Origin of the sequence: Variovorax sp. IB41, assembly GCF_016405905.1 — a bacterium.
Lineage (GTDB): Bacteria > Pseudomonadota > Gammaproteobacteria > Burkholderiales > Burkholderiaceae_C > Variovorax.
On record NZ_JAEFCB010000017.1, the window covers coordinates 121,316 to 132,733 of the forward strand.

At 69.4% G+C, this 11,418-nt stretch carries 9 protein-coding genes; 4 read left to right on the plus strand and 5 right to left on the minus strand.

Annotated features, from left to right (window positions below):
• Nucleotides 1-40: 40 nt before the first annotated feature.
• Genes JC881_RS25100 through JC881_RS25110 form a run of 3 tightly spaced genes read right to left on the minus strand, consistent with a single transcriptional unit; the run spans nucleotide 41 to nucleotide 2,277 of the window.
• Complete coding sequence (locus tag JC881_RS25100) at nucleotides 41-1,243, minus strand: toxin-antitoxin system YwqK family antitoxin (protein WP_198788429.1); 1,203 nt, start codon at nucleotides 1,241-1,243, stop codon at nucleotides 41-43.
• Between the two features lie 8 nt (nucleotides 1,244-1,251).
• Nucleotides 1,252-1,857 carry a MarC family protein gene (locus JC881_RS25105; RefSeq protein WP_198788430.1) on the minus strand — a complete coding sequence of 202 codons (606 nt, stop codon included), beginning with the start codon at nucleotides 1,855-1,857 and terminating at the stop codon, nucleotides 1,252-1,254.
• 6 nt (nucleotides 1,858-1,863) lie between these two features.
• Complete coding sequence (locus JC881_RS25110) at nucleotides 1,864-2,277, minus strand: VOC family protein (RefSeq protein WP_198788431.1); 414 nt, start codon at nucleotides 2,275-2,277, stop codon at nucleotides 1,864-1,866.
• Between the two features lie 169 nt (nucleotides 2,278-2,446).
• Between JC881_RS25110 and JC881_RS25115 the strand changes: the two genes are divergently transcribed.
• From JC881_RS25115 to JC881_RS25130, 4 genes are all read left to right on the plus strand, one after another.
• Nucleotides 2,447-3,604, plus strand: coding sequence for a TraB/GumN family protein (locus JC881_RS25115; protein ID WP_332875285.1), 1,158 nt, complete (start codon nucleotides 2,447-2,449; stop codon nucleotides 3,602-3,604).
• Nucleotides 3,605-3,615: 11 nt separating this feature from the next.
• Entirely contained in the window at nucleotides 3,616-3,996 is a 381-nt protein-coding gene (locus tag JC881_RS25120; protein WP_198788432.1) for a DUF2946 family protein, read from the plus strand.
• Nucleotides 3,997-4,111: 115 nt separating this feature from the next.
• Nucleotides 4,112-6,400, plus strand: a complete 2,289-nt coding sequence (locus JC881_RS25125; protein ID WP_198788433.1) for a TonB-dependent receptor — start codon at nucleotides 4,112-4,114, stop codon at nucleotides 6,398-6,400.
• A gap of 40 nt (nucleotides 6,401-6,440) precedes the next feature.
• The gene (locus JC881_RS25130) at nucleotides 6,441-7,361 is read left to right on the plus strand and encodes a copper chaperone PCu(A)C (protein WP_198788434.1); all 921 of its coding nucleotides are present in this window, start codon (nucleotides 6,441-6,443) and stop codon (nucleotides 7,359-7,361) included.
• Between the two features lie 9 nt (nucleotides 7,362-7,370).
• Here JC881_RS25130 and JC881_RS25135 read toward each other — a convergent pair whose 3' ends face one another.
• A complete protein-coding gene (locus JC881_RS25135; protein WP_198788435.1) occupies nucleotides 7,371-9,164 on the minus strand; it encodes a phospholipase D family protein in 1,794 nt (597 codons plus the stop codon).
• A 103-nt stretch (nucleotides 9,165-9,267) separates the two neighbouring features.
• Nucleotides 9,268-11,166, minus strand: a complete 1,899-nt coding sequence (locus JC881_RS25140) for an ATP-binding cassette domain-containing protein (protein ID WP_198788436.1) — start codon at nucleotides 11,164-11,166, stop codon at nucleotides 9,268-9,270.
• Between the last annotated feature and the right edge of the window lie 252 nt (nucleotides 11,167-11,418).

Consider the following 11,418-nt stretch of genomic DNA (forward strand, 5'->3'; position numbering starts at 1 on the left):
GGAGAAGCGACACGAAGTGCGCGAAGCCTGGGGGCGAGCCTTACTGCGTGAAGGCCTTGCGCGAGCCGTCTTCGAAGACTTCGTCGTCGCTCTGCAGGTCGCCGTTCTCGTCCCATGCGCGCTCGCGCGTCACGCGGCCCTTGGCGTCGAAGTTCGATTCGGCGAGCAGCGTGCCCTTTTCGCTGAAGCGCTGGTGTGTGCCGATGGGCACCTGGCGGCCGCGGCCCTGCGCGAGGTAGCGGCCCTGGGCGGCGCGCTGGCCGCTGTCGTAGAACTCGGTCACCTCGACCGTGCGCGCGGTGCCGGTGCCGCTGTACACGGCCTTGCTGCGCGGCTGGCCGTTGAGATAGAAGCTGTCGTCGCGCAGCGGCTCGCCCACCGGCGTCCAGCGCTGGTCGCGCACCACGGTGCCTTTTTCGGAGAACTCCTGCTCGCGCTGCCGGATGGCGGTGCGCTCGACCAGCAGCCACACGGTCTCGCGGCGCTTGACGCCTTCGGACGAAAAGCTGCGCTCGACGCGCTGGTTGCCGGTGGTTTCGTCCAGCGTCGATGGCTTGCCGTTGTCGTAGAACTCCTGGCTGCGCACGCGCTTGCCCGCCAGGTACGACACCCGCGAGCGCAGCGTGCCGCGCGCATCGAAGAGGTCCACCTGCGACGCGCCGCCCGTGAAGCCGCACAGCCTGGCGTCGTCGGCCACGGGCGCCAGCACCGGCGCCTCGCCGCAGCGCAGCATCGCCATCTGGCCGCGCTCGGTGAATTCGACGAAGGCGCGCTCGGGGCCGGCGCCGGTGTCGGGGTAGAAGGTGGCGCGCCGCAACTGGCCGCCGGGGTAGAAGCTGCGCACCAGGCCGCGCTCCTGGCCGTCGTCGTACACCGCTTCGCGCAGCACCTGGCCGGCGGGCGAGAACTCGCGCGCGCGCCCCTGCATGTTGCCCTTGGCGTTGATGGTGTGTTCGCGCGCGAGCTTGCCCTTTTCGTAGAAGCGCACCAGGCCCATGAAGACGCCGCTCTGCACCTGTTGCTCCCGCTGCAGCTCGCCGGTGGTGCCGTCCTTGCAGCGCATGAGGCCGGTCTTGCCGGCGGTGGTGCTGCCGTTGGAGGGGCTCACGCTCTGGCCGTTGAGCTCGCAGACCTGCACCGCCTGGGCGGCACTCGCGCCGAAGAGGAACGGCAGCGGGACGAGGGTGGTCAGCGTGAGCCGGAAGATCCGGGCCGCCAGGTGGGGCTCTGCGAAGAACGGCATGTGGACGGCTACCTCCCCATTTCCGAAGCCAGCAGCTTGACGCCGCGGATCATCATCTCGACCGCCACGGCGACCAGGATCAGGCCCATGAGCCGCTCGAAGGCCAGCACCAGGCGCTCGCCGACCAGCCGCTGGATGCGCTCGGCCAGCACCAGCACGATGGCGCACACGGCCATGGTGACGCTGAGCGCGGCCACCCATTCGAGGCGCCGCTCGGGCGCCTGCGACACCAGCAGCATCACCGTGGCCAGCGCCGAGGGGCCGGCCAGCGCGGGCACGGCCAGGGGCACGATCAGCGGCTCTTCCGTCGGTGCCGCGACAGGTGCAGTACCGTGCTCCGGCGGGAAGATCATGCGCAGCGCGATCAGGAACATCACCACCCCGCCGGCGATCTGCAGCGAAAGGCCCGAGAGGCCCATCACCCGCAGGAACCCGTCGCCCACGAACATGAAGCCCAGCAGCAGCGCGAAGGCGATGAGCACCTCGCGCACGATCACCCGGGTGCGCCGCTCGGGCGCCACGCCCTTCAGGGCATTGGCAAAGATCGGGATGTTGCCCAGCGGATCGGTGATCAGCAGCAGCAACACGGTGGCCGATGCGAAGGTGTATCCCACGTGGCCTTACTTGTCGTAGAGGGTGGCCAGGGAACGGAAGCCCTTGACCTCGATCGGATTGCCGAAGGGGTCGCAGAAGAACATCGTCCACTGCTCGCCCGGCTGGCCTTCGAAGCGCACCTGGGGCTCGAGCACGAAATCGGTGTTCGCGGCTTCCAGCCGCTCGGCCAGCGCCTGCCAGTCGGGCAGGGCCAGCGCGAGGCCGAAGTGCGGCATCGGGACCATCACGTCGCCCACGCGCCCGGTGCGCGCGGTGGCGAAGGGCTCGCCCAGGTGCAGCGAGATCTGGTGGCCGAAGAAATCGAAATCGACCCAGGTGTCGGTGCTGCGGCCCTCGGCGCAACCGAGGACGTCGCCGTAGAAGCGGCGCGCACCGTCGAGGTCGCGCACGTGAAAGGCAAGGTGGAAGATGCTCTGCATGGTTTCGGATTATGGGCAGCGGTGCTGTGAGAATGCCGGACTTTCTTTCATGATGGAGCAGGCCTTGCGGATACGCCGGATCCTCGCCGCGCTGAAGCGCACCACTGATTTTTCGACCCCTGGGCGCCTTGCGCGCCTTGCCTGTCAGTCCCTGGCCGGCGTCCTGTGCGTGTTCGCGGTCGCGGCGCACGCGGCCGATTGCCCGCCCTCGGCCATCGCCAGCCTCGCCAAGCTGGGCTCGGGCGTGCGCAACGGCGTCGACCGCGGAATGCTCTGGCGCATCGAGCGCGACGGGCGCACCTCCTGGCTCTACGGAACCATCCACATCGGCCGCGCCGAATGGGTGCGGCCCGGCCCCACCGTGCAGAAGGCGCTGGCGCAGAGCGATGCGCTCGCGCTGGAGATCGACGCGCGCGACGAAGCCACCGCCCGCGTGATGGGCCAGCCGGCCGATCCGGCGCTGCTGCAACGCATGCTCAGCGGCGAACGCGCGCGCCGGCTCGACCGCCAGAACGCCGAGGCCTGCGTGCCGCCGGGCGCGACGGCGAAGCTGCAGCCCATCCTGCAGGTGTCGGCGCTGGCCGGCCTGGTGGCGCGCGCCGACGGGCTGTACCCCGAATTCGGCGTCGACGAGACGATGGCAGTGTCCGCCCGCAACGGCAACAAGCCGATCTTCGCTCTGGAGAACGCGGCCGAGCAGGTGAAGGCGCTGACCGGCGATTCCGAAGCGGAAGAAACCGAGCAGGTCGATGCGGCGCTCGACGAACTGGAGTCGGGCAAGCTGCGCGGGCAGATGAAGGAGCTGGCCGATGTCTGGGCGCGCAGCGACGCCGACAAGCTGGCCCGCTACGCCGACTGGTGCGACTGCCTTCGCACCCCCGCCGAGCAGCGGCTCATGAAGCGCCTGCTGGACGACCGCAACCCCGGGCTGGCCGACGGCATCGAGCGCATGCATGCGGGCGGCAAGGGCGTGTTCGCCGCGGTCGGGGCGCTGCACATGATCGGCTCGCAAGGGTTGCCGGCACTGATGGCCCAGCGCGGCTTCACCGTGACGCCGGTGCTCACCAGCGCGCAGGCGCAGACGGCGGTGCCGATGCCGGCGCTCTCGGCGCCCGAGCCGGCGCCCCGGGCCGTGCGCGGGGGCAAGGCGGTCAAGGGACAGAAGGGGCAGAAAGTCCAAAACGTCCGGAAGGGCGCGCCGGCCGCCAAGGGAGCGAGCGGGGCGAAATCCTCGAAGGCCGCGCCGGCGTCCAAGGGCGCCAAGGCGCCAGCCAAGGCGGCCGCCCGCGCGCCCGCAGCGGCTCCCAAGGGCAAAGTGCGCAGATAATCGCGACCGCCATGCACCTGCAGCGCCCCCACACCCCCTTCCTCGGCCGTATCGGCCAGGTCGGCCGTTGGGTGCTGCTGTGGTTCATGCTGTCCCTGGGCGTGGCGGTAGCTTCGCCCATCGTGCATCCGCAGGCCATGGAGCTGGTGTGCTCCAGCGCCGGCTCCATCAAGGTGGTGGTGCACACCGAAGACGGCGCCCGGGAAATGGGCGCCTCGCACATGGACTGCCCGCTGTGCGTGCTGACCGGCGCGCCGCCGCCGGCCATGGCCGTGGCCGCTTTCGACCTTCCCCTCCCGCTGGGCCGCGTGGTCCAGCCGATTCCCGCCGCGCGCCTTGCCGCGGCCACCGCGGCGCCGCTGCCGGCGCGCGGGCCCCCGAACCTGTCCTGACGCTTTCCAAACCCCAGCCGCGTGCGCCCGATCGAGGGTGCCCGCGGCCCGTCCGGCTTGAAGTTCGTGGAGCAGGTTCCCAGTGAAAAAGCATTCCCGCGCCTTGGCGATCGCCATGGCCTTTCCCCTCAGCGCGCCCGTGTGGGCGCAACAGCAACCGGCCGCCGACGCGCCTGAAGCCGGCACCGGCCGGGCGCTCGGCGCCATCACCGTGACCGGCGGCCGGCCGACGTCGCTGCCGGCGCAGATCCCCACCACCATCGAGGGCGTGACGCACGAGCAGATCGCAGCGACGGTCAACGCGACCGATGCCGAGGACGCCCTGAAGTACCTGCCCAGCCTGGTCGTGCGCAAGCGCTACATCGGCGACTTCAACCACGCGGTGCTCGCCACCCGCGCCTCGGGCACGGGCAACAGCGCGCGCTCGATGGTCTATGCGGACGGCATCATGCTGTCCAACCCGCTGGGCAACGGCGCCACCTACGCGCCGCGCTGGGGCATGGTGTCGCCCGAGGAAATCGAGCGGGTCGACGTGCTCTACGGGCCGTTCTCGGCCGCCTACCCGGGCAACTCGGTGGGCGCGGTGGTCGACTACGTGACGCGCATGCCCACGCAGCTGGAGGCGCACGTCAAGCTGAGCGGCTTCGCCTCGAACTTCGACCTGTACAACAGCCATTCGTCGCCCGCGGGCGAGCAACTGGATCTGTCGCTGGGCAGCCGCAGCGGCGACTGGTCGTGGTGGTTGAACGCCTCGCGCACCCACAGCAAGGGGCAGGCGCTGGTGTTCGGCAACCGGCTCGTGAGCGCCGGCACCGTGGGCAGTGCGGGCACGCCGGTCACCGGCGCGGTGCTCGGGCTGAACCCGTCGAACCAGCCGTGGTGGCTGGTGGGCGGCTCCACCCTCTACGACACCACGCAGGAGCAGGCCAAGCTCAAGGTGGCCTACGACTTCTCGCCCACCATCCGCGCCACCTACACCCTGGGCGCCTGGAACAACACCACGCACGGCGGCGTCGACACGTACCTGCGCAATGCATTCGGACAGCCCGTGTATTCGGGGCGCGTGAACATCGGCGGGCGCACCTACAACCTCGATGCGCCCAGCGCCGCGCTCGCGCCGACCGAGACCGCGCTCACCCACTACATGCACGGCCTCTCGGTGAAGAGCCACACCGGCGGCGTGTTCGACTGGGAGGTGGCGGCGAGCCTGTTCGACTATTCGAAGGACACCTCGCGCACGCCGACCACGCCGCTGCCCGGCGCCTTCGATGGCGGTGCGGGGCGCACCACCGACATGGGCGGCTCGGGCTGGAACACCTTCAAGGCCGCGGGCACCTGGCGCCCCACCGGCTCGGCCGAGGGCGTGGGCGCGCACGTGGTCGACTTCGGCTTCCAGCAGGACACGGCACGCCTTCGCACCAGCGTCGGCAACACGCTCGACTGGATCGCCGGCCCGGCCGTGACGCCGTTCTCGGCCTTCAACGGCAACACCCGGCTGCAATCGCTCTACCTGCAGGACACCTGGCGCTTCGCGAAAGACTGGAAGACCACGCTGGGCCTGCGCCACGAGCGCTGGGAGGCCTACGGCGGGCAACTGGGCAACGCGACGCGGCTCCTTGATTTCGCGCCGCGCAAGAACAGCTACGACTCGCCCAAGGCGGCCCTCGCCTGGCAGGCCACGCCCGAGTGGCTCTTCAAGGCCTCGACCGGCCGCGCGGTGCGCATGCCCACGGTGAGCGAGCTCTACCAGGGCTCGATCGACGGCAACCGCATCGTCAACACGAATCCGAACCTGCGCCCCGAGCGCTCGTGGACCACCGAGCTCACGGCCGAGCGCGACCTCACGGGCTGGGGCGTGGACGGCATGCTGCGCACCACGCTGTTCTTCGAGAACACGAAGGACGCGCTCTACAGCCAGGCGCTCAACAACCTCGTGAGCACGGTGCAGAACGTCGATGCCATTCGCACCCGGGGCCTGGAGGTGGCGCTGAACGCGACCGACGTGGGCGTGAAGGGTTTCGACCTGAGCGGCAGCGTGACGCTCACGAACTCCAAGATCACCGCCAACAGCGGCTTCCCCGCGAGCGTCGGCCGGGAGCAGCCGCGCGTGCCCAAGGTGCGCGCCGCGCTGCTGGCCACCTGGCGGCCCGATGCCAAGTGGAGCTACACCGTGGGCATGCGCTACAGCGGCAAGCAGTATGGTTCGCTGGACAACAGCGACCCGAACGGCTTCGCGTACATGGGCTTCTCGAAGTTCTTCGTGGTCGACGCGCGCATCCGCTACCGCATCGACCGGCAGTGGAGCGCGGCCTTCGGCATCGACAACCTGAACAACAACAGGTACTGGGCCTTCCACCCGTACCCGCAACGCACCTACGTGGCCGAACTCAAGTTCGACCTTTGACGCTTTCATCCCTTTCATTCATCTGCAAGGACATGCCGACATGAACACCTTCACCTCCCCCTTCACGCCCGCCTTCACCGTCAAGACCCTGGCCGCCTGCGCCATGCTGGCCGGCGCCGCCGCCGCGCTGGCCCACGTCACCCTGCCGCCCGGCGGCGCCACCGTCGGCAGCGACTACAACGCCGCTTTCCGCGTCGGCCATGCCTGCGAAGGCGCCAATGCCACCACCGGTCTTGCAGTGCGCTTGCCCAAGGGCTTCGTGCTGACCGATGCCCAGGCGCGCAAGGGCTGGAAGCTGGACGTGCAGAAGAATGCCGGCGACGGCGAAGTGCGCTGGACCGCCGAGACCCCGCAGGACGCGCTGCCCGGCAAGGAGCGCAGCGAATTCGTGCTGCGCGGCAAGGTGCCGGGTACGCCGGGCACGCTGTGGTTCAAGGTGCTGCAGACCTGCGACGTGGGCGCCGCCGACTGGGCCGAGGTGCCGGCATCGGGCAATTCGACCGCGGGGCTCAAGGCGCCGGCGGCAAAGCTCAACGTGGTGGCGCAGGGCGTGGCCACGGTCGACGTGCAGGGCGGCTGGGTGCGGCAGTCGGTGCCGGGCCAGAGCGGCACGGGCGCCTTCATGAAGCTCACTGCCCCCACCGGCGCGAAGCTGGTCGGCATCTCCACGCCCGCGGCCGGCGTGGCCGAGGTGCACGAGATGAAGATGGAGGGCGACACCATGAAGATGCGCGAGCTCCCGGGCGGCCTGGACCTGCCCGCGGGCCAGACCGTCGAGCTCAAGCCCGGCGGCTACCACGTGATGATGATGGACCTGAAGGGCGCGCTGGCCAAGGGCGCGACCGTGCCGTTCACCCTGAAGTTCGAGGACGCCAAGGGCGTGAAGACCGCGCTGGACCTGACGCTGCCCGTGGGCGCGCCAGAAGGCGCCGATGCCGGCGGCGCCGCCCACAAGCACTGACGGCGTCGGCTACAGCAACTGGTCCGGCGCCAGGGGACCGAAGAGCCTGAGCATCAGGCGCAGCGTGGCGCTGGCGTCGGGCTCGGTGGTCGAGTCCGCGAGGCCGCTGCCTTCGGGCGCGTGCCACACCAGCGCGCCGTTGACCTGCTCCACGTGCCAGGAGCGCTCGCGCATGCCGCGCTCGATCTGCTCTCCGGCCACGCGCGAGAGTTCGTCGCTGCGGATCAGGAGGGCGATCTCGGTGTTCTGCAGCTGGGAGCGCAGGTCCAGGTTCATCGAGCCGACGACCAGCAGCCGCCCGTCCATCACCAGCACCTTGGAGTGCAGCATCGCGCGCGATTCGCCGGTGGCACTGCTTCCGCCGGCGCCGCCGCCGGAGGAGCCCGATCCGAAGACCGTGCCTAAGGTGCTCTGCTCGCTGCGCAGCTCGTAGAGCTCGATGCCCATCTTGAGCAGCTCTTCGCGGTGCCGCGCGTAGCCGACGTGCGCCACCGGCGCGTCGTTCGAGGCCAGTGAATTGGTGAGCACGCGAATCTTCACGCCGCGGGCGCGCGCCGCGGCGAAGGCCTCTTTCATGTCCTGGCCGGGCACGAAGTAGGGCGAGATGATCAGGAGTTCGGAGCGCGCCTGGCCGATGAGTTGCAGCAGGCCTTCGACCACGGTGTCGCCGCTGGCGGCCGCGTCCGATGCGGCGGCGAGCGATGCCGGTGAACTCGGCGATTTCCGGGAGGGCGTCGGCACGTTCGCGGCGCGCGGCGCGCGCCCCGCGTCGGCGGACTGGCTCACCACGAGGCCCGGCTCGCGCGTCGCGCCGGGGCCGGTGTCGGCCGGGATCTTGCCGGGCTGGTCGGCCAGCATCACGGCCGGCGCCCAGACGAAGGTGGCGGTGCGCAGGTCCAGCGGTTTCTCGTCCCAGGCGCGGGCGCGTTGGGCGGCGGTGGGCGGGGCGTCGGGCTTGGGTTTGCTTTCGGGCGCGGCGGGATCATCCTTCTTCGCCGCTGCGGCTTCGTCGGTCAGTTCCTTGTCGGCCTTGCGCGCGCGTTCGCGGATTTCCTGGAACTCCTCGCGCGAGACCAGCGACTGCACGGGATAGGCGCGCTCGTTGTTCCAGTAGCTGTCGAAGCTGCGCGAGAGGTCCTGCACGATCGGGCCGGCCGCCAGCACGTCCAGGTCGACGAAGTTGCCGGTGGCCGCATTGCCGAAATAGGCGTCGCCCAGGTTGCGCCCGCCGGTGACGCCGAGCACGTTGTCGGCCAGGAAGAGCTTGTTGTGCATCCGCTGCTGGATGCGCGAGGCGTCGCCGATCGAATTGAAGAGCCGGCTGAAGGTGGAATCGCGCGCACCCGCGAGCGGGTTGAACAGGCGCATCTCGATGTTGGGCACGAAGGCCAGGCCCAGCACCAGCGCGTCGCGGCCGGTGCTGTGGAAATCGTCCAGCAGGATGCGCACGCGCACGCCGCGCTCGGCCGCTGACCTGAGGCCCCGCACGAGGCGGCCCGTGCTCGCATCGGCGTGGATGGCGTAGTACTGCAGGTCGAGCGTCTTCTGCGCGCCCTCGATCAGCGCGAGCCGGCTGCCGTATGCGGCGGGCGGGCCGCCCAGCAGCAGGAAGCCCGATTCGAACCGCGCCTTGTCGGCCTGGCGCCGCTGGCGGACCAGCGCGCCGAGCGCGGTGTCGTTCGGCGAGGCGAGCGCCGTGGTGACGGGGCGGTCGACGTCTTTCGGCAGTTGGGCGCAGGCGCCCAGCAGCAATGCCGCGATGAGCACGGCATATCGGCCGAAGCGCGTGAAGGGTGAAGGCATGCGGCGATTCCCGGGGGTTGGGGTAGCCGCATATATAGCCTAGTCGGCGCCCGCCCCGCGTCGGACGGGCGGACGCGAGGCGGGGCGTTGGCGCTCGACTTGCTTAACGCGTGACGCCCAGTTCTTCCTGGCGTTCGAGCGCGGCGAGCAGCTCGTCGTCGATCCGGGCGTGGCGTTCGCTCAGCTCGACGGCGCGCGAGGCGTCGGAGGCGTAGATGGCGCCGCCGTCGAGCTCGAGCATCTCGGTGATGCGCTTCTGCTCGGCTTCGAGGGCTTCGATCTGCGCGGGCAGGGCTTCGAGTTCGCGCTGCTCCTTATAAGAGAGCTTCTTGCGGGGAGCGGCCGCCTTGGGCGCCGCCTCGGCCGCCGGGGCGGGCGCGGGTGCGGCGGAGGGCGGCGGTGCCGCGGCCAGGCGCTGCTCGGCGATTTCGCGCGCGCGCTTGGACTGGATCAGCCAGTCCTGAACGCTGCCTTCGTACTCGCGCCAGCGGCCATCGCCCTCGAAGGCGATGGTGCTGGTAACCACGTTGTCCAGGAACGTGCGGTCGTGGCTCACGAGGAACACGGTGCCGTCGTAGTCCTGCAGCAGGTTCTCGAGCAGCTCCAGGGTGTCGATGTCCAGGTCGTTGGTCGGCTCGTCGAGCACCAGCACGTTGGCGGGGCGGGCGAACAGGCGGGCCAGCAGGAGGCGGTTGCGCTCGCCGCCGCTGAGCGATCGCACGGGGGAGTTGGCGCGGGCGGGGGAGAAGAGGAAGTCGGAGAGGTAGCTCTTGACGTGCTTCTTCTGCGAGCCGATTTCGATCCACTCGCTGCCGGGGCTGATGAAGTCTTCGAGTGTGGCGTCGAGGTCGAGCTTGTCGCGCATCTGGTCGAAATACGCGACCTGCAGGTTGGTGCCGCGGCGGATCTTGCCGCTGTCGGGCTCGAGCTCGCCCAGGATGAGCTTGAGCAGCGTCGTCTTGCCGGCGCCGTTCGGGCCGAGCAGCCCGACCTTGTCGCCGCGCAGGATGGTGCCGCTGAAGTTGCGGATGACGGTCTTCTCGCCGAAGGACTTGGTCGCTTCGGTGAGTTCGGCCACGATCTTGCCGCTGGACTGGCCCGAAGCGACGTCCATGTTGACGCTGCCCTGCACATCGCGGCGGGCGACGCGGCTCGCGCGCAGCTCCTGCAGGCGGGTGATGCGGCTCTGGCTGCGGGTGCGGCGGGCTTCGACGCCCTTGCGGATCCAGACTTCTTCCTGGGCGAGGAGCTTGTCGGCCTTGGCGCTGATGACGGCCTCCTGGGCGAGCTGCTCTTCCTTCTGCAGGAGGTACTGCTCGAAGTTGCCGGGGTAGGAGCCCAGCTTGCCGCGGTCGAGCTCGATGATGCGGGTGGCGACACGGTTCAGGAAGCTGCGGTCATGGGTGACGGTGACGACGCTGCCCTTGAAGTCGATCAGCAGCTGTTCGAGCCATTCGATGGAGTCGAGGTCCAGGTGGTTGGTGGGCTCGTCCAATAGAAGCACATCGGGGGCGGCCACCAGGGCTTGGGCGAGGGCCACACGCTTGCGGGTGCCACCCGAGAGGGAGCCGACGCGGGCGTTGCGGTCCAGGTGGAGGCGGTGTAGCGTCTCTTCGACGCGCTGCTCCCAGTTCCAGGCGTCGAAGGCCTCGATCTGGGACTGAAGGGCGTCGAGGTCGAGGCCTTCGGCGCCTGACAGATAGAGATCGCGCACGGCGATCACGCTTCCCAGGCCCTGGCTGGCTGCGGTGAATACATCCGCATCCATATCGAGCACGGGTTCCTGGGCGACGTAGGCGACGCGCAGGTTCTGCTGGAGCTGGAGGGTGCCGTCGTCGGTCTTCTCCAGCCCGCCCAGTATCTTGAGCAGCGAGGACTTGCCCGCGCCATTGCGACCGATCAGGCCGATGCGTTCCGATTCGAGAAGAGAGAAGTCCGCATGATCGAGCAGCGGGACGTGACCGAACGCGAGTTGGGCGTCGAGGAGTGTGATGAGTGCCATGTGGCACGGATTATCGGAGGAGCCTCCTCTTCGTCCTGGGGCGGCGCGAAGCGCCGTTCCAGGACGAAGAGGTTCCGATGTCGATTTTGTTGAGCGAGGTCTTGCGAGGCCATGGATTTGGCATATACTCGTGGGCTCGGCTGATGACGCTTTTGCAGCGATTCAGTGGTTGCCCTGGAAGGGGTGGTTGCTGAAGGGTTGGTCGAAAAAAGATTCTTCGAAGTTTGACTGGATTGCAAAAAACAGTGCATA